This window comes from Streptomyces macrolidinus, from assembly GCF_023887685.1.
In the GTDB taxonomy this organism is placed as follows: domain Bacteria; phylum Actinomycetota; class Actinomycetes; order Streptomycetales; family Streptomycetaceae; genus Streptomyces; species Streptomyces macrolidinus.
The window spans coordinates 74511-99263 of record NZ_JAMWMR010000010.1; the positions used below are offsets into that span (position 1 = coordinate 74511).

26 protein-coding genes are annotated in these 24753 nt (G+C 70.9%); 10 read left to right on the forward strand and 16 right to left on the reverse strand.

The features are described from left to right. Nucleotides 1-310: 310 nt before the first annotated feature. The 3 genes from NGF19_RS14195 to NGF19_RS14205 all read left to right on the forward strand — a co-directional run bounded on the left by NGF19_RS14195 (nt 311) and on the right by NGF19_RS14205 (nt 2692). Entirely contained in the window at nt 311-1321 is a 1011-nt protein-coding gene (locus NGF19_RS14195) for an acyl-CoA desaturase (RefSeq protein WP_252425229.1), read from the forward strand. Further along, complete coding sequence (locus tag NGF19_RS14200; RefSeq protein WP_252425230.1) at nt 1318-1992, forward strand: TetR/AcrR family transcriptional regulator; 675 nt, start codon at nt 1318-1320, stop codon at nt 1990-1992. The genes NGF19_RS14195 and NGF19_RS14200 overlap by 4 nt, the downstream gene beginning before the upstream one ends. 97 nt (nt 1993-2089) lie before the next feature. Further along, nucleotides 2090-2692: a Uma2 family endonuclease gene (locus NGF19_RS14205; RefSeq protein ID WP_372505656.1), complete on the forward strand. Its 603-nt coding sequence runs from the start codon at nt 2090-2092 to the stop codon at nt 2690-2692. Here NGF19_RS14205 and NGF19_RS14210 read toward each other — a convergent pair. Further along, nucleotides 2689-3060, reverse strand: coding sequence for a VOC family protein (locus NGF19_RS14210; protein WP_252425232.1), 372 nt, complete (start codon nt 3058-3060; stop codon nt 2689-2691). The genes NGF19_RS14205 and NGF19_RS14210 overlap by 4 nt on opposite strands. A 3-nt stretch (nt 3061-3063) precedes the next feature. After that, nucleotides 3064-3870, reverse strand: coding sequence for a trans-aconitate 2-methyltransferase (locus NGF19_RS14215; RefSeq protein ID WP_252425233.1), 807 nt, complete (start codon nt 3868-3870; stop codon nt 3064-3066). Between the two features lie 157 nt (nt 3871-4027). Here NGF19_RS14215 and NGF19_RS14220 point away from each other — a divergent pair, with 157 nt between their 5' ends. Then, on the forward strand, nt 4028-4525 hold the full coding sequence (locus NGF19_RS14220) for a MarR family winged helix-turn-helix transcriptional regulator (protein WP_252425234.1): 498 nt from the start codon (nt 4028-4030) through the stop codon (nt 4523-4525). A 16-nt stretch (nt 4526-4541) separates the two neighbouring features. Here NGF19_RS14220 and NGF19_RS14225 read toward each other — a convergent pair whose 3' ends face one another. After that, nucleotides 4542-5303 (reverse strand): LuxR C-terminal-related transcriptional regulator, encoded by a 762-nt coding sequence (locus NGF19_RS14225; RefSeq protein ID WP_252425235.1) that lies wholly within the window; start codon nt 5301-5303, stop codon nt 4542-4544. Between the two features lie 251 nt (nt 5304-5554). Here NGF19_RS14225 and NGF19_RS14230 point away from each other — a divergent pair, with 251 nt between their 5' ends. The 4 genes from NGF19_RS14230 (at nt 5555) to NGF19_RS14245 (ending at nt 6678) form a co-directional block, all read left to right on the forward strand. Next, nucleotides 5555-6010, forward strand: a complete 456-nt coding sequence (locus NGF19_RS14230) for a GNAT family N-acetyltransferase (RefSeq protein WP_252425236.1) — start codon at nt 5555-5557, stop codon at nt 6008-6010. Between the two features lie 76 nt (nt 6011-6086). Then, nucleotides 6087-6377 (forward strand): hypothetical protein, encoded by a 291-nt coding sequence (locus tag NGF19_RS14235; protein ID WP_252425237.1) that lies wholly within the window; start codon nt 6087-6089, stop codon nt 6375-6377. Continuing rightward, complete coding sequence (locus NGF19_RS14240) at nt 6374-6535, forward strand: hypothetical protein (protein ID WP_252425238.1); 162 nt, start codon at nt 6374-6376, stop codon at nt 6533-6535. Before NGF19_RS14235 ends, NGF19_RS14240 begins: the two co-directional genes overlap by 4 nt. Beyond that, on the forward strand, nt 6532-6678 hold the full coding sequence (locus NGF19_RS14245) for a hypothetical protein (protein WP_252425239.1): 147 nt from the start codon (nt 6532-6534) through the stop codon (nt 6676-6678). The genes NGF19_RS14240 and NGF19_RS14245 overlap by 4 nt, the downstream gene beginning before the upstream one ends. Before the next feature lie 34 nt (nt 6679-6712). Here the strand turns inward: NGF19_RS14245 and galK are convergent, their stop codons facing one another. From galK to galT, 3 genes are read right to left on the reverse strand one after another with little or no spacing between them, the layout of a single operon-like run. Next, on the reverse strand, nt 6713-7861 hold the full coding sequence (gene galK, locus NGF19_RS14250; protein ID WP_252425240.1) for a galactokinase: 1149 nt from the start codon (nt 7859-7861) through the stop codon (nt 6713-6715). Nucleotides 7862-7864: 3 nt separating this feature from the next. Further along, nucleotides 7865-8833 carry a UDP-glucose 4-epimerase GalE gene (gene galE / locus NGF19_RS14255; RefSeq protein WP_252425241.1) on the reverse strand — a complete coding sequence of 323 codons (969 nt, stop codon included), beginning with the start codon at nt 8831-8833 and terminating at the stop codon, nt 7865-7867. Further along, nucleotides 8830-9891, reverse strand: a complete 1062-nt coding sequence (galT, locus tag NGF19_RS14260; RefSeq protein ID WP_252425242.1) for a galactose-1-phosphate uridylyltransferase — start codon at nt 9889-9891, stop codon at nt 8830-8832. Before galT ends, galE begins: the two co-directional genes overlap by 4 nt. Nucleotides 9892-10084: 193 nt before the next feature. On the opposite strand from galT, the gene NGF19_RS14265 reads away from it, so the two are divergent. After that, nucleotides 10085-11764: a sodium:solute symporter family protein gene (locus NGF19_RS14265; protein ID WP_252425243.1), complete on the forward strand. Its 1680-nt coding sequence runs from the start codon at nt 10085-10087 to the stop codon at nt 11762-11764. Between the two features lie 20 nt (nt 11765-11784). Next, on the forward strand, nt 11785-12105 hold the full coding sequence (locus NGF19_RS14270; RefSeq protein WP_252425244.1) for a hypothetical protein: 321 nt from the start codon (nt 11785-11787) through the stop codon (nt 12103-12105). Nucleotides 12106-12169: 64 nt separating this feature from the next. Here the strand turns inward: NGF19_RS14270 and NGF19_RS14275 are convergent, their stop codons facing one another. The 10 genes from NGF19_RS14275 to rsmI form a co-directional block, all read right to left on the reverse strand. Beyond that, a complete protein-coding gene (locus NGF19_RS14275; RefSeq protein ID WP_252425245.1) occupies nt 12170-12856 on the reverse strand; it encodes a helix-turn-helix transcriptional regulator in 687 nt (228 codons plus the stop codon). Nucleotides 12857-13101: 245 nt separating this feature from the next. Further along, complete coding sequence (locus NGF19_RS14280; RefSeq protein WP_252425246.1) at nt 13102-15033, reverse strand: outer membrane protein assembly factor BamB; 1932 nt, start codon at nt 15031-15033, stop codon at nt 13102-13104. Nucleotides 15034-15094: 61 nt separating this feature from the next. After that, nucleotides 15095-16807, reverse strand: coding sequence for an outer membrane protein assembly factor BamB family protein (locus NGF19_RS14285; RefSeq protein ID WP_252425247.1), 1713 nt, complete (start codon nt 16805-16807; stop codon nt 15095-15097). A gap of 254 nt (nt 16808-17061) precedes the next feature. Continuing rightward, on the reverse strand, nt 17062-18873 hold the full coding sequence (locus NGF19_RS14290; protein ID WP_252425248.1) for an ABC-F family ATP-binding cassette domain-containing protein: 1812 nt from the start codon (nt 18871-18873) through the stop codon (nt 17062-17064). A gap of 133 nt (nt 18874-19006) precedes the next feature. Further along, nucleotides 19007-19900 carry a 4-(cytidine 5'-diphospho)-2-C-methyl-D-erythritol kinase gene (locus tag NGF19_RS14295; protein ID WP_252425249.1) on the reverse strand — a complete coding sequence of 298 codons (894 nt, stop codon included), beginning with the start codon at nt 19898-19900 and terminating at the stop codon, nt 19007-19009. Continuing rightward, nucleotides 19897-20808, reverse strand: coding sequence for a 16S rRNA (adenine(1518)-N(6)/adenine(1519)-N(6))-dimethyltransferase RsmA (gene rsmA, locus NGF19_RS14300; protein ID WP_252425250.1), 912 nt, complete (start codon nt 20806-20808; stop codon nt 19897-19899). Before rsmA ends, NGF19_RS14295 begins: the two co-directional genes overlap by 4 nt. A 73-nt stretch (nt 20809-20881) precedes the next feature. Next, nucleotides 20882-22201: a resuscitation-promoting factor gene (locus NGF19_RS14305; protein WP_289734854.1), complete on the reverse strand. Its 1320-nt coding sequence runs from the start codon at nt 22199-22201 to the stop codon at nt 20882-20884. Nucleotides 22202-22359: 158 nt separating this feature from the next. Beyond that, nucleotides 22360-23241: a TatD family hydrolase gene (locus tag NGF19_RS14310; RefSeq protein ID WP_252425251.1), complete on the reverse strand. Its 882-nt coding sequence runs from the start codon at nt 23239-23241 to the stop codon at nt 22360-22362. Between the two features lie 65 nt (nt 23242-23306). After that, on the reverse strand, nt 23307-23654 hold the full coding sequence (locus NGF19_RS14315; protein WP_252425252.1) for a hypothetical protein: 348 nt from the start codon (nt 23652-23654) through the stop codon (nt 23307-23309). 208 nt (nt 23655-23862) lie between these two features. Continuing rightward, entirely contained in the window at nt 23863-24753 is an 891-nt protein-coding gene (gene rsmI / locus NGF19_RS14320; RefSeq protein WP_252425253.1) for a 16S rRNA (cytidine(1402)-2'-O)-methyltransferase, read from the reverse strand.

Below are 24753 nucleotides of genomic sequence, written 5' to 3' on the forward strand. Positions count from 1 at the left end.
AGGTACGGCTCCTTGCAGTGGGGAAGCTCTCCGGGAGGGGCCCGGACGGGTGCCGTGCACGGGGGGTGCCGCATACGGAACGGGCATCCGGGAAGTAAACAGAGCGGACCGCGCTGTCCGACCGCTTCCCAGGATAGGTCTCCGCCTGTTCGCGCAGGCTCACGGGCTCTTGCCGCCGGGCGGCGCGCTGCCATACTTACGACTCCGTAGGTTACGGACCCGTAGGGTCTCTCGTCCGATCGTTCGATCCCGGGAGTTCCCGGCCCGTACCTGCGCCCGGCCACGACCCTCGACCCCACAGGGGACGCCCATGACCACGCGCTCCGATGTGTCCGAAGACGCCGACAAGGCGCCCAGGGGCACTTCCCTGCCCTCCGCCACGCTGGGCGGCGAGCAGAAGCGCTCGCTCGAGCAGATCACTCTCCTGCTGTTCATCACCGTCCCGTTCCTGGCGCTCGTCGCGGCGGTGCCGCTGGCGTGGGGCTGGGGGGTGAGCTGGCTCGATGTGGGCCTGCTGGTCTTCTTCTACTTCCTGGGCTGCCACGGCATCACGATCGGCTTCCACCGCCACTTCACGCACGGTTCCTTCAAGGCCAAGCGGCCCTTGAAGATCGCGCTGGCGATCGCCGGGTCGATGGCCGTCGAAGGCCCCCTGGTGCGCTGGGTGGCCGACCACCGCAAGCACCACAAGTTCTCGGACGCACAGGGCGATCCGCACTCCCCGTGGCGGTACGGCGAGACGGTTCCCGCGCTGCTGAAGGGCCTGTGGTGGGCCCATATCGGCTGGATGTTCGACGAGGAGCAGACGCCCCAGGACAAGTACGCACCGGATCTGATCAAGGACCGGGACCTGCGGATGATCTCCCGCCAGTTCGTGCTGTGGACCGCGGTGTCCCTGCTGCTGCCGCCGCTGATCGGCGGGCTGGTGACGATGTCCTGGTGGGGTGCGGTCACGGCGCTGTTCTGGGGGTCCCTCGTCCGGGTGGCGTTGCTGCACCATGTGACCTGGTCGATCAACTCGATCTGCCACGCGGTGGGCAAGCGGCCGTTCAAGTCGCGGGACCGCTCCGGGAACGTGTGGTGGCTGGCCGTACTGTCGTGCGGCGAGTCGTGGCACAACCTGCACCACGCGGACCCGACGTCGGCGCGGCACGGCGTGGAGCGCGGCCAACTGGACTCCTCGGCGCGGTTCATCCGCATCTTCGAGCGGCTCGGCTGGGCGTACGACGTGCGCTGGCCGTCACGCTCGCGTATCGATTCCCGCCGCAGCGCGGACCCGAAGGGCTCCCGGCGCGGGAAGGTCGGCGCCGACGCGGCATGATGGACGGTGTGGCGACCGACTCGAGTACCCCCAGCAGCGAGAAGCCGCGGCGCACCCGCCGTACCCGGATGACCGGTGCGGAGCGCCGCCAGCAGTTGCTGGAGATCGGCCGCACACTGTTCGCCGCCAAGGGCTTCGAGGCCACGTCGGTGGAGGAGATCGCGGCGAAGGCCGGGGTGTCCAAGCCGGTGGTGTACGAGCACTTCGGCGGCAAGGAGGGGTTGTACGCCGTGGTGGTGGACCGCGAGATGCGGCGCCTGCTGGACATGGTGACCGGCTCGCTCACCGCCGGGCACCCGCGTGAGCTGTGCGAGCAGGCGGCCTTCGCTCTCCTGGACTACATCGAGGAGTACACGGACGGCTTCCGCATCCTGGTCCGCGACTCCCCGATCCCGCAGTCGACGGGGTCCTTCGCATCACTGATCTCGGACATCGCCACCCAGGTGGAGGACATTCTGGGGCGCGAGTTCAAGAGCCGCGGCTTCGACCCGAAGCTCGCCCCGCTGTACGCCCAGGCGTTGGTCGGCATGGTCGCGCTGACGGGCCAGTGGTGGCTGGACGTACGCCGCCCGAAGAAGGCCGAGGTCGCCGCGCACCTGGTGAACCTCGCGTGGCACGGCCTGGACGGCCTGGAGCCGAAGCCGCGCCTGATAGGCCACCGCAAGAACTGAGGGCCACGCCTGCCTGGTCACGCATTGTGATGACGCTTGTGCGTTCCGGCGGCTACCGTGGAACAGCAGGCCGAGAATCCCCTCCATGGGAGGAACCATGATTGCCGAGCCGAGCGCGGAAACGGGCTGCCACTGGCCTGTCCCGCCCCAGGACGGATACACCGTGGACGACCTGTTCACGCTGCCTGATCTCCCGCCGCACACCGAATTGCTCGACGGGAGCCTCGTCTTCGTGAGTCCTCAGCGACGATTCCACAGCAAGATGATGCAACTCCTGGTGAACGGGCTGCATGCGACAGCCCCGGGGAGCTTCAGCGTCGAGCGGGAGATGACCGTCGTCCTGGACCGCCGCAACGGCCCGGAACCGGACATCAGCATCGTCCGCGCGGAAGCCCTCACCGGCCTCGATCAGACGAGGTTCCAGGCGGAGGACGTGGTGCTCGCCGTCGAAGTCGTCTCTCCCGACTCCGAGGCCCGCGACCACGACACCAAACCACGCAAGTACGCCGCGGCAGGTATCCCGTACTTCTGGCTGGTCGAGATGGCGGAGGGCGACCAGCACCCGGTGGTCAGGACCTATGAGATCGACCCGGTCAGCAGGACGTACGCGCTGACCGGTATCCACCACGACAAGCTCAACGTGTCCGTGCCGTACGCCATCGACATCGACATCACGCTGGAGGCGCTCAAAGCGCTCTAGCGAGCGACCGCGACCGGCTCCAGGAACTCCAGGCGGTTGCCCACCGGGTCCTCGGAGTAGAAGCGGCGGTGACCCGGGAGGTCGGTGTCCCAGGCCACGGCCGCCCCGTGAGCGGCGAGGCGCGCGGCGTATGTCTCGATGTCCGTGACGCGCAGGCCGGGGTGGGCCTTCTTCGCGGGCCTGAAGTCCCTCTCGATGCCCAGGTGGAGCTGGACGGCCCCGGCCCGGAACCAGCAGCCCCCGTTGGCCGCCAGTACGGGCGGTTTGGGGATCTCGGTCATGCCGAGAGCGCCGACGTAGTACGTGCGCAGCAGGTCCTCCGAGCCCGGCGGGGCCGCGAGCTGGACATGGTCGACGGCGCTCAGCATCACTCAGCCCCGCTTCGTCGCCACGGCGAAGATGCGGCGGAACGGGAACACCGTGCCGTGCGGGGTCGACGGGTACGCCTCGCGCAGGACCGCCCGGTACTCGGCGACGAACTCCTCCGCGTCGTCGCCCAGTTCGGTGAGGACCGGGCGCAGTCCGGTGCCCTTCACCCAGTCGAGGACCGGGTCCTCGCCCTGCAGCAGATGCAGGTACGTCGTCTCCCAGACGTCGGCCGTGCAGCCGAGCTCGACCAGGCGTGCCACATAGGCCTCGGGGCTGAGGACGGCGTCGTCGTGGACCAGGGTGTGCCCGAGGCGGTCCTTCCAGCGGGCCGATTCGGCCAGTTCCCGCATCAGCAGATGGCTCGGGGAGTCGAAGTTCGCGGGGACCTGGAAGGCGAACGTGCCGCCGGGGGCGAGGCCCGCGATCCAGTCGGGGAAGCGGTCGGCGTGGCCGGGCGCCCAGTGCAGCGTGGCGTTGCTGAAGATCAGGTCGTGCGGCACGGACGGCGTCCAGGTACGGACGTCGGCGTCGGCGAAGTCGAGGCGGCCACCGCCCGCGGTCGGGCCCTCGTGGCGGGTGTGGGCCGCGTCGAGCATCTCGGGTGAGTTGTCGTAACCGGTGATGTGCGCGGTGGGCCAGCGGTCGGCCAGCAGGGTGGTGACATTGCCGGGGCCGCAGCCGAGGTCGGCGATGCGGGGCCGGTCGCCGGGCAGCTCGGGGACGCGGGCGAGCAGATCGAGGAAGGGGCGGGCACGGTGGTCCGCGTGGCGCAGGTACTGACCGGGGTCCCAGGTCGGGGTGGCAGCCATGGGTGTGGTCCTCCTCGTGCTCACCGGATGTCGGGTCCGGGGTGCGGTCTGCATGGGTCCAGCCTCACACCCCAAATATCTCCACGTCAAGAGAGTTGATATCAAGAGACTGCACATCAAGAGACTTCATGTCGACACAACCACTACACTGATCGCCATGGAGGACGAGGTCGATCGGCTGGTCGCAGCGTGGCGCCGGGAGCGCCCGGACCTCGACGTGGAACCACTCGAGGTGCTCAGCCGGGTCAGCAGGCTGGCCCGGCATCTGGACCGCGCGCGCCGACTGGCGTTCTCCGAGCACAGCCTGGAGCCCTGGGAGTTCGACGTCCTCACCGCGCTGCGGCGGGCCGGCAGCCCCTACCAGCTCTCCCCCGGTCAACTGCTGACGCAGACGCTGGTCACCTCCGGCACGATGACGAACCGTATCGACCGCCTGGCGAAGAAGGGCCTGGTCGAGCGGCTCCCGGACCCGAGCGACCGCCGGGGCGTCCTGGTGCGCCTCACCGAGGAAGGCCAGGACCGGGCGGACCAGGCGCTCTCCGGGCTGCTGGAGCAGGAGCGCGCGATCCTCTCGGAGCTGAGTCCGGCCCAGCGCGGTGAACTGGCCGCGCTGCTACGACAGTTGACGGCACCGTTCGACAACATCCCCAGCTAGGGCCTGTCGGGGCGCGTCACGACGACGCGAGGGTCGCCTGTCCGGATGCCAGGTCGGCCGGGCCGATCCCGGCGCGGCGGGCAAGGGCGACGGCGGCGAGCGTGGAGTGGACGCCCAGCTTGCCGAGCACGTTCTGCATATGCGTGCGGACGGTGTGCGGAGAGAGGAACAGCCGCTCGGCCACGGCCTTCCGGCCGAGCCCGGCGACCATGCAGCGCAGCACCTCCCGCTCCCGCGGCGTCAGGGACTCCACCAGCCGCTCGCTCTCGGTGCGGTGCTTGCGGGCCGCGGTCAGTTCGCGCAGCACCCCGGTGAGCAGGGCGGGCGGAAGGTGGGTCTCCTCCCGCAGTACGCCCCGGATGACCGTGAGCAGCCGGGAGAGCGAGCAGTCCTTGGCGACCCAGCCCGAGGCGCCCGCCTGCAACGCGAGGGCCGCGCGCCGCGGATCGTCCTTCTCGGCGAGGACGACGGTACGCACGCCCGGCTGCCCGGTGCGCACCCCGGCGACGAGCGAGATGCCGTCGACCAGCCCGTCCTCGTTGCCCTCCTGGACGGGAACCGCCGGGCGCGGGCCGGGGACATGGCCCCCGAGGTCCGCGTCCACGAGCATCACGTCGAAGCCGCGGCCGTCCGACGCCGCCCGCTCCAGACAGCGCAGGGCGGCCGGACCGCTGCCGGCCGCGGACACGTCCACATCGGGCTCGGCGGCCAGGGCGGCGGCGAGCGACTCGGCGAAGATGCGGTGGTCGTCGACGACCAGGACTCGGATACGCACCACTGAAACCCCCACACTGCTCGGGGGACGGCCGGCGCGGGTACGGCGCCCGGTGCGCCCCCGGTTGGTCACCTGGGACGGGGCGACACAGCCGCACGGCCGCCGCCGCGCTGGAACTGGTACCCCCACCCCGGGCGTCGTACCCGACTGTCTCGCCCCCTGATCGGCACCGGCCCCCACCGGTGCTCCTCACAGCGTAGGGCCGCGAGCCGGGAGCGGAAGGAAATTTGCAGAACTGATGGACTGACCCGTTTATGGTGAGCCGCATGTTTCGGATAGAGACAGAAGTCGACAAGGAACGGCGGGATCTGCTCCACTCCCGGCTGCGCGACACGAACACGGCGGCGTCACCGGAGCTGCGCGCGTTGCGCGGAACCCCTCGCGAACGCGAAGTCCCGCTCCATGTCTGGGCGTTGGACGCGGCGGGGGAACTGGCGGGCGGGGTGGTCTGTCACACCTGGGCGGAGTGGCTGCACGTCACGTATCTGTGGGTGGACGCACCCCATCGGGGGACGGGCCTCGGTACACGCCTGCTGGCCGAGGCGGAGCGCGTCGCGCGCACGGAACGCGACTGCCTGGCCGCGCGCGTGGAGACCTGGGACTTCCAGGCCCCGGAGTTCTACCGCAAGCAGGGCTACGAGGTGGTGTCCGTGATCCCCGACTACCCTCCGGGGATCACGGAGTACATCCTGACGAAGCGCCTGCGGTGATCCGATCCAGCGAGAGGGACGCGGCACGCCGCGTCCCGGTGCCGTGAAACCTCACCGTGAAAGGAGCCAGGCCGCCATGACCGCACACCCGGCAGAGTCCGGCACACCCGACCTCCCCTCCATGCGCACCATCGGCGAGCTCCGTGCCGCACTCACCATGGGGTACGGCTTCCCCGGCGATGCCGACGATTTCGAGGCCGAGTTGGCCCGCGAGATCAACCACGCCGACCCCGCCGACCTCTCCGGTGTGGTCCGCCTGGTGGAGGAGTTCCGCGGCCGGATCATCGCCCGCCGGGATCCTGAGTTCGACTCCGCTGTCGCTGCGGCCGTCGCGGAGATCCACGCGACCCGGAGGAACAGCCGGTGACCGAGGAGCAGCCGGCGATCGCCGAGATCACGCGTGAGGCGCGCAGCCGCTGTGAGGCCATCGGAGGGGGCTCCCTCGAAGCCGTCGAGGCGCTGCGTGCCGAGCTGGAGAAGAACCCGACGCTCGGGCGGCGAGCCCGCAGCGCTGTGGGGGCATGAAGATCTACACGACCCGCCTCGAAGGCACGCACGCGCGGTCGGCGCTCACCGTCACCTACGTCTACGACGCCCCGCCGCCCGAGCCCGGCCTGATCCGTATCGCGCTCGTCTCCCCCGTGCGCTTCGCGGGCGGCGACGTCTGACATCGGCGCCGCCGCCGTTCGAAGCCGTGCCGGCTCAGCTCAGTCGGCGGGCCCCCGCCGAGGGGATCGCCGGGAACACCCGGGGTGCCGTGAAGCCCGCCGCGGTGAAGGCCTCTTCGATCGCCTTGGTGATCGTGTCCGTGGCGGAGGCCTCCGCCAGCACGACGGCCGAGCCGCCGAAGCCGCCGCCCGTCATCCGGGCGCCGAGCGCGCCGGACGCGTTCGCCGTGTCCACCACGAGGTCCAACTCGGGGCAGGAGATGCGCAGATCGTCCCGCAGGGAGGCATGCCCCTCGGTCAGCACCGGGCCGATCGCGCGGACCTCGCCGACGTCCAGCAGGTCGATGACCCGCTGGACGCGGTGGTCGTCGGAGACGACATGCCGTACGTAGCGGCGTACCCGCTCGTCGGACAGGCGGGCGAGCGCCGCGTCCAGGTCCTCGTACGGCACGTCCCGCAGATGGGAGACGCCCAGCCGGCGTGCGCCCTCCTCGCAGCCCGCGCGCCGCTCGGCGTACGCCCCGTCGCCCAGCGCGTGCTTCACGCGGGTGTCGACCACCAGGAGCGCGAGGCCCCGCGCGGCCAGGTCGAAGGGGACCTGACGGATCGACAGGTCCCGGCAGTCGAGATGCAGGGCGTGGCCGTCGACGCAGCATGCCGAGGCCGTCTGGTCCATGACGCCGCACGGCACGCCGACGAAGTCGTTCTCCGCGCGCTGGGCGAGCCGGGCCAGTTCGGGGCGGGTGAGACCGAGGTCGTACAGGTCGTTCAGGGCCAGCGCGGTGACCACTTCCAGGGCCGCCGACGACGACAGGCCCGCGCCCGTCGGCACCGTCGAGGAGAGGTGGAGGTCCGCGCCGGTGATCGCGTGCCCGGCCTGGCGCAATGCCCAGACGACACCCGCCGGGTACGCGGCCCAACTCGTGTCCGTCAGCGGGTTCAGCGCGTCCACGCGCAGTTCGACCACCGGGCCCTCGATGTCCGCCGAGTGCAGGCGCAGGACGCCGTCGCTGCGGCGGGAGACCGCCGCGACCGCGGTGTGCGGCAGGGCGAGCGGCATCACGAAGCCCTCGTTGAAGTCCGTGTACTCGCCGATGAGGTTGACCCGGCCCGGCGCCGCCCAGACGCCTTCGGGGACCGTGCCGTACAACCGCGTGAAGCCTTCGCGGACCCGCTCTGTCACCGTCTACCGCTCCTTCGCGAGATGCTGCGTGAACTCCCAGGCGTCCGCGACGATGTCGGCCAGGTCCGCGCGGGAGGGGCGCCAGCCGAGCCGCTCGTGGGCCGTGGCCGCGGAGGCGACCAGGACCGCCGGGTCACCGCCGCGGCGCGGGGCGACGACCTCCGGGATCGGATGCCCGGTGACCTTCCGCACGGTCTCGATGACCTCGCGCACGGAGAAGCCGTTGCCGTTGCCGAGGTTGCAGATCAGATGCTCGCCGGGGCGGGCGGCGGTCAGCGCCAGCAGGTGCGCCTCGGCCAGGTCGGCGACGTGGATGTAGTCGCGGACGCAGGTGCCGTCCGGCGTCGGGTAGTCGTCACCGAAGACCGAGATCGCCTCGCGTCGGCCCTGCGCGACCTGGAGGACGAGCGGGATGAGATGGGACTCGGGGTCGTGCCGCTCGCCGCAACTGCCGTACGCGCCCGCCACGTTGAAGTAGCGCAGCGAGACCGCGGCCAGGCCGTGCGCCGTCGCCTCGCCGGTGATCATGTGGTCGACGGCGAGCTTGGAGGCGCCGTACGGGGAGGTCGGCGCGGTCGGGTCGGTCTCGGTGATCGGGGTGTGGACCGGCTCGCCGTAGGTCGCCGCGGTGGAGGAGAAGACGAGCCTCTTCACGCCCGCCTCGCGCATCGCGGCCAGCAGCGCCATCGTGCCGCCGACGTTGTTCTCCCAGTACTTCTCGGGCTGCACGACGGACTCGCCGACCTGCGAGAACGCGGCGAAGTGCAGCACGGCGTCGAACGAGGCGTCCAGCCACTCGGCGGCGTCACGGATGTCGCCCTCGATGAAGGACGCGCCCTCGGGGACACCCGCGCGGAAGCCGGTGGAGAGGTTGTCGAGGACGACGACCTCGTGGCCCGCCTGGAGCAGATGCCGCGCGACCACGCTGCCCACATAGCCCGCGCCGCCCGTGACCAGGTACTTCGCACTCATGAACTCGCTACCTCTCGCAGTCGCCGAGCCGCGACTTCCGGCGGCACGTCGTTGATGAACACGTTCATGCCGGATTCGGAACCCGCGAGGAACTTCAGCTTGCCGGAAGTGCGGCGGATGGTGAAAAGCTCGAGGTGGAGCGCGAAGTCGTCGCGGGTGACGCCGTCGAAGTCGGGAAGCTGCCCGAACGGGGCCTGGTGCCAGGCGGCGATGTACGGCGTGGGGGGTTCGCCTGCGCCGAAGATCCGGTCGAAGCGCCGCAGAAGCTCCAGGTAGACGGCGGGGAACTCGGCGCGGGCCGCGTCGTCGAGGGCGAGCAGGTCGGGGACGCGGCGGCGCGGGTAGAGGTGGACCTCGTACGGCCAGTGCGCCGCGTACGGCACGAAGGCCACCCAGTGTTCACTCTCCAGGACGACCCGCTCGTCGGTGAGTTCGCGGCGCAGGATCGCGTCGAAGAGGTTCTCCCCGCCGGTCGTCTCCTTGTGGGCGGCGAGCGAGCGGAGCATCAGCGCCGTGCGCGGGGTGGTGAACGGGTAGGCGTAGATCTGGCCGTGGGGGTGGCCGAGGGTCACGCCGATCTCCTGGCCGCGGTTCTCGAAGCAGAAGACCTGCTCGACGGCGGGGAGCGCGGACAGTTCCGCGGTGCGGTCGGTCCAGGCGGCCAGGACCAGCGCGGCCTGTTCCTCGGTCAGGTCGGCGAAGGACGCCTGGTGGTCGGAGGTGAAGCACACCACCTCGCAGCGGCCGGCGTCGCCCGCCAGCGAGGGGAAGCGGTTCTCGAAGACCACCACGTCGTAGGCGGAGTCCGGGATCTCGCTCAGCCGCTCGCCCTGCGAGGGACACAGGGGGCACTGGTCGGCCGGCGGGAGATACGTACGGCCCTGGCGGTGCGAGGCGATGGCGACCCGGTCGCCGAGCAGCGCGTCGTGGCGGATCTCGGAGGTCGTGAGGGTCCGCTCCAGCGGCCTGCGGTCGGCCGCGTCGCGTACGGCGTCGTCGTGCAGGTCGTAGTAGATGAGCTCACGACCGTCGGCCAGCTTGGTCGAGGTCTTCTTCACCACACCTCACCTTTCTCCTGCGGTCGGGCCCGCGAACCGCGTCACGCTTCAAACATAAGCCAACACACCCAAACACAACCTTTCCCTATCGTCAACATCACAATCGAACAAAGACCATGAAGGATCGTGTTTAAATATCGAACACGGACGCGTAGATTCCGCTCCGACGGTTCACGCAACGAAGCGAGTACTCATGCAGACCCCCACCTATCTGGCATCGGCGCTGCGGTTGCCGACGAACGGCCTCGATTACGCGATCCTCGGGATCTACTTCGCCGTCGTCCTCGGCATCGGCTTCGCCGCCCGCCGCTCCGTGAAGACCAGCCTGGACTTCTTCCTCTCCGGGCGCTCGCTCCCGGCGTGGATCACGGGCCTGGCGTTCATCTCGGCCAACCTGGCCGCCACCGAGATCCTCGGTATGGCCGCCAACAGCGCCCAGTACGGCGCCTACACCGTGCACTGGTACTGGATCGGCGCGATCCCGGCCATGGTCTTCCTCGGCCTCGTGATGATGCCGTTCTACTACGGCTCCAAGGTCCGCTCGGTCCCCGAGTTCCTGCTGCTGCGCTTCGACAAGTCAGCACACCTGCTGAGTTCGATCCTGTTCGCCTTCGCCGCGATCCTGGTCGCCGGCGTGAACCTCTACGCCCTCGCGCTCGTCGTCGAGGCGCTGCTGGGCTGGCCGCAGTGGGTGGCGATCGTCGTCGCCGGGTTCTTCGTGCTCGCGTACATCACCATCGGTGGTCTGTCGTCCGCGATCTACAACGAGGTGCTCCAGTTCTTCGTGATCCTGGCGGCCCTCATCCCGATCACCGTCCTCAGCCTGAAGAAGGTCGGCGGCTGGGACGGTCTGACCGACTCCCTCGCCAAGAGCCACGGGGACGACTTCGTCACCGCGTGGGGCGGCACCGGCATCGGCAGCGCCAACCCGCTGGGCGCCAACTGGCTGACGATCGTCCTCGGCCTCGGCTTCGTGCTGTCCTTCGGCTACTGGACGACCAACTTCGCCGAGGTGCAGCGCGCCCTGTCCGCGAAGAACCTCTCCGCCGCCAAGCGCACCCCGCTGATCGCCGCCTTCCCGAAGATCTTCATCGTCTTCCTGGTGATGATCCCGGGCCTGGCCGCCGCCGTCCTGGTCCCGAAGATCGGCACCTCCGCCTCGGACCTCCAGTACAACGACGCGATCCCGTACCTGATGCAGGAGTTGCTGCCCAACGGTGTGCTCGGCATCGCCGTGACCGGTCTGCTCGCCGCGTTCATGGCCGGTATGGCGGCCAACATCTCGTCCTTCAACACCGTGTTCACCACGGACATCTGGGCGAAGTACGTGGCCAAGGACCGCGAGGACTCCTACTACGTGCGCTTCGGCCGTCTCATCACCGCGATCGGTGTGCTCGCGTCGATGGGCACCGCGTTCCTCGCGTCGTCGTTCTCGAACATCATGAGCTACCTCCAGACGCTCTTCTCGTTCTTCAACGTCCCGATGTTCGTGGTCTTCATCATCGGCATGTTCTGGAAGCGCGCGTCCATGAAGTCCGGCTTCTGGGGCCTGCTCGCCGGTACCACCGCGGCGATGGTGAACTACTTCGTGATCTACAAGCAGGGGATCATCGATATCCCCACCGACCAGGGCGCCAACTTCGTCTCGGCGATCGCCGGATTCGTCGCCGGTGCGGTGGTCATGGTCGCCGTCTCGCTGTTCACCGAGCCGAAGCCGGTGGCGGAACTCCAGGGCCTCGTCTACGGCACCAGGTCGCCCGGCATGGCCGAACCGCCGTCCGCCGGTGACGACGCCTGGTACCGCAAGCCCGCCCTGCTCGGCTGGGGTGCGGTCGTCCTGGCCGCCGCCTGCTACATCCCGTTCTCGTTCTGACGCCGGAGGATTGAGAGACCATGTCCGAGTACTCCGAGCACGAGGTCCAGCGCGAAGTCACCGAGCTGGAGACCAGGTCGGCGACCGCCGCCCGTCTCTTCGACATCCGCCGCGTCATCGGCGGCCTGTTCGCCCTCTACGGCGTCATCATGACGATCGCGGGCCTCATGGCCTCGGACGCCGCGATCGACAAGGCGGTGGGCGTCAACATCAACCTGTGGACCGGCCTGGGCATGCTGCTGCTCGGCCTGTTCTTCCTCGTCTGGCTGAAGCTGCGCCCGACGACACCGCCGACCGCGGACGCCGACACCCCGGCGGACGACGAGAAGCCGACGCGCTGACGGACCTGCCGCACCGCTCTTGCGGGCCCGAGCCCCGTACCCCGCCGCACCGGGGGTACGGGGCTCAGTACTGCTCGGCGTGGCGCGGTGGGCCCGCGCGGTCCAGCAGGCCCGTGCGGGCGGCCAGGGCCGCCGCCTCCAGCCGGGAGCCCACGCCCAGCTTCATCAGGACCCGCTGCACATGCGTACGGGCCGTCGACGGGGCGATGCCCATACCGGCCGCGATCAGCCGGGTGTCCTCGCCGTCCGCGACCCGCACCAGGACCTCCACCTCGCGCGGGGTGAGCATCCGCAGCAGCCGCTGGCCCTCGTCGTCCGGCTGCGCCGTCGGGTTCAGCAGCTCGCTGAACGCGCCCTGCAGCAGTTGCGGCGCCACGGCCGTCTCCCCCGCCCGCGCCTTCATGATCGCCCGCTCGACGCCCTCGATGCGCTCGTCGTGGCGCACATAGCCCGAGGCGCCCGCGGCGAACGCCGCCGCGATCCCGCGGGGGTTCGGCACCGGCCCGAGGACCAGCACCGCCACCTGCGGGCGCTCCCGCTTGATGCGCACCACCGGGTCGAAGACCCCCGGCTCGGCGGGCGCCGCCGTGCCCAGCAGACACACCTCGGGCGCTCTGGTGATCACCACGTCCGCCGCGCCCGCGACGGGTGCCGCCGCGGCGAGCACCCGGTGCCCGCGTAGCTTCAACGCCGAGGCCAGCGCCTCGGCGAGCAGTCGGTGGTCGTCGACCACCATGAGCCGCACTCCCATCGAGCAACCCCCAGTCCCCCCATGGATGCCCTTATGGATGCCCACGGATCCGCACGGGCAGACGCTCCCGGCGCACCCCCGCCCTTCATGCCCCCGGAAGCTACACGCTCGTAGGACCTCGCGCTGCCCCTCCGCCGGAGAACCACCTCGGATTCCCGAAATTCCGCCCATCGTGCCTGATGAGAGGCGCGCGAAAGGCCCCGCCCCCGAACGGGAGCGAGGCCTTTCACACCGCGCGCTACGCGCTACTTCGCGCCGAAGGCGAGCGCCGTGTACGACTTGTCGCGCGTCGACCACGGCTTGCTGACCAGGTCCTGGCCGAAGAACAGCCGCCCGTCGGTGTACAGCATCTCGGAGTCCTTCGGGACCATGGAGCTGATCGCGCTGTGCACCGCCTCGGAGGCCGGGGTCTCGAGGAGCTTGGTCTCCTTCAGCGACTTGCCGTCGATCGAGACGACCTGGGAGCCCTTGTCGTACGGGCCGTCCTTGTACGCGATGACGTTCCCGCCGTCCATACGGATCGGCCACATCTCGTAGTCGTCGCCTGCGTCGATCCGCTCACCGGTCGTCTTCCCGGTGGCCAGCGAGAACGAGATGATCTCGTTGGTCTGGCTGTAGTCGGCCTTGCCGTCGTGCTCCTTGGTCGGCACGTACAGCTTGTCGTTGCCGACCGCGATCGCGTGGCACTGGTGGACCTTGTTGACCTCGCAGTCGTGCTCGTACTTGCCGTCCTCCAGCACGATCTTGCTGCGCAGCTTGCCCTCGTCGTCCAGCGCGAAGACGTCCGTGACTCCGGAGGAGGTGATGTCGCCCGCGTCGACGCCGAAGACGACGGGGTCGGTGGAGATCACCTTGGCGTTGTCGATGCCCTGGGGGAGCTTGTAGCTCCACTTGTCCTTGCCCGTCGTCGGGTCGAGGAGCTGGACCTCGTACGTCTCGTTGCCGTAGTCACCGCACTTGCGCACCGCGACGAGCTGGTCGCCGCCCGCGTAGCCGACGTCCGTGCACGCGCCGACCTTGGGCGCCCACAGGACCTTGCCGGTGGTGATGTCGAGGGCGGCGCCGCCGTACGAGAAGCCGCCGCCGAGGGCGAGCGTGTCGCCGCTGATCTCCAGCTCGCCGAAGGTGACCGGGGTGCCGTTGGACTCGACCGACTTGGTCCACAGCTTCTTGCCGGTGGCGACCTCGAAGGCCGTGATCTTGCTGCAGGGCTGGTGCTGGCGTTTGGCCGGACGCGGGGCCGCCTCGCTCACCACCGCGGCGATCCCGGTGGACGTGATCTGGCCCGAGCCCGCGCAGGTCTGGCCGGGCAGCGGCAGCGTCCACTTGGTCGCGCCGGTGTCCGCGTCATAGCCGATGATCTTGCCGACGGCGGCCTTGGCGTAGACCGAGCCGCTGACCCAGGAGCCCTGGACGCTGTCGATCTGGTCCCGGTCCTTGATCTGGGGGCCGGGCACCTGGAAGAGGACCTTGGCGCTGGTGTTGCCCGGCGCCTTCTCCTTGGCCTCGGTGCCGGTGCCGCCGGATCCGGCGTAGCCGATGGTCGCGCCGGCCTTGCCCGTCCCGCCGCCCTTCTCGCCCTTGCCGCCCTTGCCCTTGTCCTTGCTGTCGCTCGTCTGAGCCTCGTCCTTGTGGTCGTCCCCGCTGCCCTTCGCGTACCAGACCCCGCCGCCGACGATCAGCGCGATGGCCGTGACCGCCGCGACGATGATCCACGCCTGCGTGCTCAGGCCCTTGCGGCCACCGCCCTGGGAGCCCTGCGGCTGCATGGGCATGGTCGGCGGCTGCGGGAAGCCGTAACCGGGCTGCTGCTGCGGATAGCCGGGCGGCGTCTGCGGATGTCCGTACGGCTGCTGCGGCGCGGTCGGCGGCTGCAGGTAGCCGTACCCCGGGCCCTGCGCGGGCGGGGGCGCCTGCGGGGGTGCCTGCGGCGGCGTCTGCGGCTGCGGGTAGCCGTAGCCCGGACCCTGCGCGGGCGGCGGGGGCGCCTGGGGGGACGTCTGCGGCGGGGGCGGCGTCCGGGGCGCACCGAAACCGCCCGGCGGGGGGCTCTGCGGGGCACCGAAACCACCCGGCGGCGGGCTCTGCGGCGCGCCGAAGCCCTTCGGCGGCTGGTCCTGGGGGGCGCCGGAACCGCCCGACGGCGGCTGGTTCGGGGGTGGAGGCGGCTGACTCATGACGTGGGTACCTCGAAGAACGGGAGAGTGGTGAATGGGGACGGGCGCGTCAGGAGCCGGCTCACTTGCCGTAGGCCAGCATCAGCTTCTCCTTGGACTCCTTGGTGCCCGACAGATGCGTCGCGGAGATGTAGAAGCGCCCGTCCACGTAGTCGATCGCCTTGCCGTAGAAGCCCCGCTCGATCGCGGCGGCGCTCGACGGATTGCGCAGCAACGTGGTCGGGCTGTGGTTGCTGCCGTTGGTCTCGATGGAGACGACCCGACCACCGGTGCCGGACGACGCCCCGACATAGGCGATGAGACGGGTGCCGTCCATCTTCAGCGGGAGCATCGCCGCGTCCCCGGGGGACTTCACCCGCCACCTCTCCTTGCCGCTCTCGAGGCTCACGGCGACGACCTCGTTGGTGCCCGTCTTCGCCTCGGTCGGCAGATAGACGGTGTTCACGTCCGCCACGACGCCCGTGCAGCCCTGGAGGTCACGGTTACGGAGGGACCAGTCGTCACACGCGGGCCCGAAGGACTCGTTCACATCGAGTTGGGAGCGCACCGTCGGGCTGTTGTTCTTGAACGCGGAGATGTTCCACTTGTTCTCGTCCTCGTTGGTGAGGTGGAGGACGAGCGGGTTCAGGGAATAGGTGTGCGCGACCTTCCAGCCCTTGGGGATCTTCTTCGTCCACTTGGCCCGGCCGGTCGCGGGGTCGAGCTCCTGGAGCTCGTCGTGCTCCTTGGCGGTGGTCACCGCGCAGGAGGAGACGGATATCAGCCTGCTGCCGCCCGTGAACGACTCCGGGTAACAGGAGGCTCCGTACGTGCCCTTCTCCCACAGCTTCTTGCCGCTGTCGACGTCGAAGGCGATGCCGGACTGCGAGCGGGCGACCACCAGGGTCTTGCCGGTGAGGGTGAGGGCGAGGTTCAGCGTGTCGTCGAACAGGTCGCCGTCGTCGACCTTCATGCTCCAGCCCTTCTTACCCGTGTCGAGGTCGATCTCCTGGAGCTGGTTGCACTTGGCCCGGTCGCTGACGCCGCTCATGTAGGCGACGACGACCTTGTCGTCGGCGGTCTTCTGCGCGGTGGCCGCGCATATCTTCTGTGGGAGGGTGATCGGCTCCCACGTCGGGGCGCCACCGTCGACGTCGTAGGCGAAGACCTGCTTGTAGGCGGCCTTCACCGCCGTCTTTCCGGTGATCCACATACCGGGGGCGTCGGCGCCCGAACCCGGCGCGGCCGGCGCCTGCTTGAACCAGAGGACCTTGTCCTCGCCCGGCTTGCGGCCCTCGTTGAGGTCCCTGATCTCCTTGCGGCCGTCGCCGTCCCCGTCACCCGGGTTGACGGGGACGGAGGACGTGGCGGTCGGCTGGGGGTCCTTGCTCTTCTCGGCGACCGGCGGCTTCTTCTCCTCGTCGCCCGAACTGACGGCGTACACCGTCCCGCCTATGACGGCCAGCGCGGCTGCGGCGGCGGCCACGACCAGCGCGGGCCTGCCCTTGAAGGGGTTCTTGGAGCCGCCGCCGGGGGGCGGGGTGGGCGCGCCGGAGAACTGGGGCGCGGGCGGCTGCGGTTGCTGCGGGTAGCCGTAGCCGGGCTGAGGGGCGGGTGTGGCGTAGGGGCCGGACTGCGGGGCGTACGGGCCGGGTTGGGGCGTGGTGTACGGGCCGGGCTGTTGACCGTAGGGGCCGGGCTGCGGGGCGTACGGGCCGGTCTGCGGCGGTTGCTGCGGTGGGTTCTGTGGTGCTCCGAAGCCGCCCTGCGGTGGCTGGTTCGGCGGCTGGGTCATCAGCGCGTTCCCCCTCTGTGACTGATGTGTCGCCACGCCCGTGGTGCTTGGTTTCCGCCACACCGGCGGTACGTCAAGATTCTTCTCAGACGGCCCTTTCTATCACTGGGAACCCTTCGAACAGGGAGCCGGTCCTCCCCCTGTTCCCAAGGGAGGACCGGCCTGTGATGCCCTCGTTACGCGACTTCGCGCACCTTCACGCGACTTCACGAGCCGTTCACGCGGCCGGCAGCGGAACGCGCCACGCCGAACCGTCAGGCGGCGTCGGCGAGTTCGAGCCAGCGCAGTTCCAGCTCCTCGCGCTCGCCGACGAGTTCACGCAACTCGGCGTCCATCTTGGCCACCTTCTCGAAGTCCGTGGCGTTCTCGGCGATCTGCTCGTGCAGCTTGGTCTCCCGCGCGGAGATCTTGTCCAACTGCCGCTCGATCCGCTGGAGTTCCTTCTTGGCGGCGCGGGCGTCGGCGGCGGAGACGGCGGGCTTGTCCGCCACGGGCGCGGCGGCGACGGGGGTGGCCGCGGCGGCGGTCTCCTCCATCCGGTGGCGCCGCTCCAGGTACTCGTCGATGCCGCGGGGCAGCATCCGCAGAGTGCGGTCGCCGAGGAGGGCGAAGACCCGGTCCGTGGTGCGCTCGACGAAGAACCGGTCGTGGGAGATCACGATCATCGAGCCGGGCCAGCCGTCGAGGAGGTCCTCGAGCTGGGTGAGGGTCTCGATGTCGAGGTCGTTGGTGGGCTCGTCGAGGAAGAGGACGTTGGGCTCGTCCATGAGCAGGCGCAGCAGTTGCAGCCTGCGGCGCTCACCGCCGGACAGGTCGCCCACCGGCGTCCACTGCTTCTCCTTGGTGAAGCCGAAGGTCTCGCAGAGCTGCCCGGCGGTCATCTCGCGCCCCTTGCCGAGGTCGACGCGTTCGCGCACGCGCTGCACGGCCTCCAGGACCCGCCAGTCGGGGTCGAGTTCGGTGACCTCCTGCGAGAGATAGGCGAGCTTGACGGTCTTGCCGGTGACGATCCGGCCGCCGGCGGGCTGCCGCTCCCCCTCGCTGCGCGCGGCCTCGGCCATGGCCCGCAGCAGGGAGGTCTTGCCCGCGCCGTTCACGCCGACGAGGCCGATCCGGTCGCCGGGGCCGAGATGCCAGGTGACGTGCTCGAGGAGCACCTTGGGCCCGGCCTGGACGGTGACGTCCTCCAGGTCGAAGACGGTCCTGCCGAGCCGCGAGGAGGCGAACTTCATCAGCTCGCTGCTGTCCCGGGGCGGCGGCACGTCCTTGATGAGTTCGTTGGCGGCCTCGACCCGGAAGCGGGGCTTGGACGTGCGCGCGGGGGCGCCGCGCCGCAGCCAGGCCAGTTCCTTGCGGACCAGGTTCTGCCGCTTGGCCTCTTCGGTGGCGGCGATGCGCTCGCGCTCGGCGCGGGCGAAGACGTAGTCGGAGTAGCCGCCCTCGTACTCGTGGACCACACCGCGCTGGACGTCCCACATCCGCGTGCAGACCTGGTCGAGGAACCACCGGTCGTGGGTGACGCACACGAGCGCGGAGCGCCGCTCGCGCAGGTGCTGCGCGAGCCAGGCGATGCCCTCGACGTCGAGGTGGTTGGTGGGCTCGTCGAGGACGATCAGGTCCGGGTCGGCGATGAGCAGCTTGGCGAGGGCGATACGGCGGCGCTCGCCACCGGAGAGGGGGCCGATGACGGTGTCGAGCCCCTTGGGGAAGCCGGGCAGGTCGAGCCCACCGAACAGCCCGGTGAGCACGTCCCGGATCTTGGCGTTGCCCGCCCACTCGTGGTCGGCCATGTCCCGGATGACCTCGTGGCGGACGGTGGCGGCCGGGTCGAGGGAGTCGTGCTGGGTGAGGACGCCGAGGCGCAGCCCCCCGCAGTGGGTGACGCGGCCGGTGTCGGCCTCCTCCAGCTTGGCGAGCATACGGATCAGGGTGGTCTTGCCGTCGCCGTTGCGCCCGACGACCCCGATGCGGTCCCCTTCGGACACACCGAGCGAGACACCGTCGAGCAGGGCACGCGTGCCGTACACCTTGCTCACGTTCTCGACATTGACCAGGTTGACGGCCATTTCACTCCTGCCCGGAAGGATCGATCAGCCTTCAAGCGTAGGCCCTCCGGGGGAGGGGGCGGGGCGTGTGTGCGGCGTCACCCGGATCAGGAACCGGCGACCACCGTGGCGGGCCACGCTTCGAAGCCGCCGCTCAGAGCACCGTCGCCCCCGGTGCCGGGGAGTGCGCCACCCGTGCCGAGCGGCAGGTGCCGGATGCCGGCAGGGCCTGCGCGATCCGTTCCGCGGACTCGGGGTCCGGGGCCAGGAAGGCTGTCGTCGGGCCCGAGCCCGAGACCAGGCCCGTCAGGGCGCCCGCCGCGCGGCCCTCGGCCAGGGTCTGTGCCAGCTCCGGGAACAGGGAGAGCGCGGCCGGCTGGAGGTCGTTGGAGACCGTCGCCGCGAGCGCCGTGGCATCGCCCTTGGCCAGGGCGTCGAGCAGATCCTGTGAGGCGACGGGCTCGGGGACCCGTACGCCGTCGGTGAGGCGGTCGAACTCCCGGAACACCGCGGGGGTGGACAGCCCCCGCCCGGCCGTCGCGAACACCCAGTGGAAGGTCCCGCCGACCTCCAGCGCCGTGAGCTTCTCACCCCGCCCGGTGCCCAGCGCCGCCCCGCCCACCAGGCTGAACGGCACATCGCTGCCCAACTCGGCGCAGATGTCGAGGAGTTCCTCACGGGAGGCGTGCGTGCCCCACAGCGCGTCACAGGCCAGCAGCGCGCCCGCGCCGTCCGCGCTGCCGCCCGCCATGCCCCCGGCGACCGGGATGTCCTTTGCGATGTGCACGTGCACGGCGGGGGTGCGGCCATGGCGTTCGGCGAGCGCGAGGGCCGCGCGGGCGGCCAGGTTCGTCCGGTCCAGCGGGACCTGGTCGGCGTACGGGCCCGAGCAGGTCACGCGCAGCTCGTCGGCCTCGGTGACGGTGACCTCGTCGTACAGGCCCACGGCGAGGAAGACATTGGCGAGGTCGTGGAAGCCGTCGGGGCGGGCGGCGCCCACCGCGAGCTGGACGTTGACCTTGGCCGGGACGCGGACGGTGACGCTCACTGGTGGTCGGGCTCCTCTGTCGTGGCCGCGGGGGCCGTCTGCGACCGCGGCGCGGCTTCGGCGATACGCGCGAACTCTTCCACGGTCAGCGACTCACCGCGTGCCTTCGGCGAGACCCCGGCGGCGACGAGCGCCTCCTCGGCCGCAGCCGCCGAACCGGCCCAGCCCGCGAGCGCGGCCCGCAGGGTCTTGCGCCGCTGGGCGAAGGCCGCGTCGACGACGGCGAAGACCTCGCTCCTGGAGGCCGTGGTCGCGATCGGCTCGGTCCGGCGCACCAGCGAGACGAGGCCGCTGTCGACGTTCGGCGCGGGCCAGAAGACATTGCGGCCGATGGCTCCGGCCCGCTTGACGTGGGCGTACCAGTTCGCCTTGACGGACGGCACCCCGTAGACCTTGGACCCGGGGGTGGCCGCGAGCCGGTCGGCGACCTCCGACTGCACCATGACGAGGGTGCGCTCGATGCTCGGGAAGGTGGCGAGCATATGGAGCAGGACGGGCACGGCGACGTTGTACGGCAGGTTCGCCACCAGCGCGGTGGGTGCGGGTCCCGGCAACTCCGTGACCTGCATGGCGTCGGAGTGCACCAGCGTGAACCGGTCGGCGCGCTCGGGCATCCGGGCCGCGACGGTCGTGGGCAGCGCCGCCGCGAGGACGTCGTCGATCTCGACGGCCGTGACCCGCTCGGCGACCTCGAGGAGCGCGAGCGTCAGGGACCCGAGCCCCGGGCCCACCTCCACCACGGTGTCGTCGGGCCGCACCTCGGCGGTGCGCACGATACGGCGCACGGTGTTGGCGTCGATGACGAAGTTCTGACCGCGCTGTTTGGTGGGGCGTACGCCGAGGGCTGCCGCCAGTTCACGGACGTCGGCGGGGCCCAGGAGGGCGTCGGGGGCGGGGCTGCTGCTCACGGACCAAGGGTACGGGGCGCGGGGAGGGCGGTCGGCCGCCCTCCCCGCTCCTACGACGCACGGCCGCGCCCGCTCAGCCGTACAGCCGCCGTCCGCAGTACGGCCAGGGGGTCGGCCCGTGGCGTACGTACAGCTTCTTCGCCCGGTAGGTCTGCTCGTCGGTCGGGGCGTCCTGCGGGCGGCCCGTGCCGCCGAGGCTGCGCCAGGTGCGGCGGTCGAACTGGTAGAGGCCGCCGTAGGTGCCGGAGCGGTCCACCGCGTCCGGTCGGCCGCCGGACTCGCACGCCGCGAGCCCCCGCCAGTTCAGGCCCTCGGCGCCGGACACCGCGCCCGGCCGCCGCTTGGTGCCGATGCGCACGAGCTGGGCCCGGGGTCTGCGCAGGATCTCGGTGTCGAGGTGGCGCGGTCTCTCCATGACCCCGTTGACGGAGCGCACGACGTACGTCACCCGGCGCGTCCCCGGCCGTCCCGCGCGCGCCACCACCTGCGTCCCCTTCAGCAGCGTCGGGTCCTTCGTCCGCCGTACGTCGAACGGGATGGGTTCGTCGCGGACCTTCTTCGCGCGCGACACCCGCAGCACGGTCACCGTCTGCCCCTCGCGCGGGAAGCTCCCCGGCGCCACGGAGGCCGTGTCCTGCCCGCGCAACCCGGCCCCGGCCTGGGCGACGGCCTCGCCGACGGTCGCCGCGTTCGTACGGATCGTCCGCGCCCGCCCGTCCGCCAGGACCGTCACCGTGCGCTCGGTGCGCACGTCCAGGGCCAGCCCGTCGCGGCCGATCCGCCGCAAGCGCGAGGTCGAGACGTACGCGCCCGCCCCGCGCACCCCCAGCTCCTGGAGCGCGCCGTCCACTGTGGTGGCCGTCGTCCACACCCGCTTCCGGTGCCCGTCGAGGGTGAGGTCCAGCGGGCGGCCGTAGCGCACGACGACCGTGTCGCCGCTCGTGAGCCGCGCAGGGCGGCCCGGTACGACGAGGTCGTGGCCGCCCACGGTCACGCCCTCCTCCAGCAGCAGCTCGCCCACGTCGTCGGCGAAGGTGTGCAGCGTGCGCGGGCTGCCGTCCACGGTCAGCTCGACGACCTTGTCCTGGGCGACGAACGCGGTGGTGCCCCCGGCGAGGAAGGCGATCACCAGGGCCTGCGGGAGCAGGCGGCGCACCGGGTCGTGGCGGGTGCCCCTACGGGGCCGCGCGGCGTGCCGGGCCTGGCCGCGCCCCTCGGGGGGTGGGGCGGGTTCCGGCCCTCGGGGTTCCGCGGCACGCGCCATGCGCGCCCGCATCTCGTACGGGGGCCGGCACGGGGCCACGTACAGGTACGCGTGGCCGTACGACGCCCGGTCCTCGTAGGACGGAACCGGGCCGTACGCCCCGTACGGCGAGTGCTGCCGGTTGCTCATGCGACACGCTCCAGACAGAGGGGTCCGAAAGGGAGACCAGAACGTAACGGCTGGTCGTCACTCTCCAAAGCAACGCGGTGAGTCGGTGTGGCGACACGGTCGGCGGCGCCGCGAACGAGACGCGGGACTCGTCCGACAGGGGCGATTATCAGCCAGTATCAGTAGTCGAAGGCGCGTGCCGTGTTCTCCGCGAGGGCCGCCGCCAGGGCGTCCTCCTCGATGCCCTTCACGGCGGCCATGGCGCGGACCGTGACCGGAACGAGGTACGGCGCGTTGGGCCGACCGCGGTAGGGCGCGGGGGTCAGGAACGGCGCGTCGGTCTCCACGAGGACCAGATCGAGGGGGGCCACGGCGAGCGCGTCGCGCAGCGGCTGCGCGTTCTTGAAGGTCACGTTGCCGGCGAACGACATGAAGTACCCGGCGCGTGCGCACACCTCGGCCATCGCCGCGTCGCCCGAGTAGCAGTGGAAGACGGTCCGCTCCGGCGCGCCCTCCTCCTTGAGGACGCGCAGCACGTCGGCGTGGGCCTCGCGGTCGTGGATGACCAGGGTCTTGCCGTGCCGCTTGGCGATCTCGATATGGGCGCGGAAGGAGTGTTCCTGGGCGGCCTTGCCCTCGGGTCCGGTGCGGAAGAAGTCGAGGCCGGTCTCGCCGACGCCCTTGACGTGCGGCAGGGCGGCGAGGCGGTCGATCTCGGCGAGCGCCGTCTCCAGCGCCGCGTCGCCGCCGGGCTCGCGCGCGCCCTGGCGGGACCAGCCGTCGGGGTCGCCGTGGACGATGCGCGGGGCCTCGTTCGGATGCAGCGCCACCGCCGCGTGCACGGCCTCGTACGCGGCGGCCGTCTCGGCGGCCCAGCGCGAGCCCGCCACGTCGCAGCCGACCTGGACGACCGTCGTGACACCGACCGACGCGGCCTTGGCGAGGGTCTCCTCGACGGTGGCGGACTGCATGTCGAGGTGGGTGTGCGAGTCGGCGACGGGCACGCCGAGGGGTGCGGGGAGCGGCGGCGGCGCGTTCTTGTCGGACGCTTGGGAAGGCATGTTCCGATCCTACGAAAGGGTGCTTCCCGCCCGGTCCGCCGATTCCCCCTGGCCGCCGTGCCCGCTCAGACCGCCTTGCGGTGGTGGAACGGGTTCAGCAGATCCGACAGGTGCCAGTGGTGCTCGTGGTGCTCGTGGTGCAGCCGGTTCTGGGCGGAGGACACCCGGCCGGGGCGCATGATGCGCACCACGCGGCTCTCGCAGTTCGGGCAGGCGGGGCGGGTCAGCGGCGACGGGACGACCTGTCCACCGACCACGTACAGCACGAACTCGGTGCCGTCCGTGTCGAAGTGGTGCTCTATCTCGTAGGCCTGCTCCCAGCCGTGCCCGCAGCGCATGCAGGCGAAGGAATAGGCCTCGTTGACGACGGTGTCCGTCGCGCTGTGATCGGTCTGCCCTGCGATCTCGGCCATGCCGGCTCCTCGGTCCGCTGGACAGGAGCCCCGGCGGGCGGGGTTCCCCGGGACGGATGCGTCCCTTCCTCCAGTGGACTCCTCTGCCGACGCGAATGCACGCATTCTGTGCACTGTTGGAGTCGATTTGGGCAGTCGTTGTCAGAACGCTCTCAGAACAGGTCCTGAGCTTTGCTTTCGACGCCTCCCCTTTGCCTCTCCATGAGCCTCAGCGGGCCGCGTTCTTCGCCGCCACGACCGCGTCGAACACGTCGCGTTTGGGAACTCCGGCTTCCGCGGCGACCGCCGCGATCGCCTCCTTGCGGCGTTCCCCCGCCTCTTCCCGCACCCGCACCCGGCGCACCAGCTCGTCCGCGTCCAGCTCCTCCGCCTTCTCCGCGGCACCCTCCACGACGACGGTGATCTCGCCGCGTACGCCCTCCGCGGCCCACACCGTCAGCTCGCCCAGCGGGCCGCGCCTGACCTCCTCGTACGTCTTGGTCAGCTCGCGGCAGACGGCCGCCCGGCGGTCGGCGCCGAACGCCTCGGCCATGGCGGCGAGGGTGGCCTGCAGGCGGTGCGGGGCCTCGAAGTAGACGAGCGTGCGCCGCTCCTCGGCGACCTCGCGCAGCCGGGACAGCCGCTCGCCGGCCTTGCGCGGCAGGAACCCCTCGAAGCAGAACCGGTCGACGGGCAGCCCGGACAGGGCGACCGCGGTGAGCACGGCGGACGGGCCCGGCACGGCGGTGACCTTGATGTCCCGCTCCACGGCGGCGGCGACCAGCCGGTACCCGGGGTCGGACACGGAGGGCATGCCCGCGTCGGTCACGAGCAGCACGCGCGCCCCGTCCGCCAGGGCCTCGACCAGCTCCGGCGTCCGCGCGGACTCGTTGCCCTCGAAGTACGACACCACCCGCCCCGCGGGCTGCACGCCCAGCGCCTGGGTGAGCCGGCGCAGCCTGCGGGTGTCCTCGGCGGCGATCACATCGGCGGTGGCCAGCTCCTGCGCGAGCCGCGGCGGCGCGTCCTCGATGTCCCCGATGGGGGTGCCGGCGAGCACCAGGATGCCGGGCTGGTCACCGGTCGGAGTTGCGGGCGTGGTGGCGGGTGTGACTGTCAC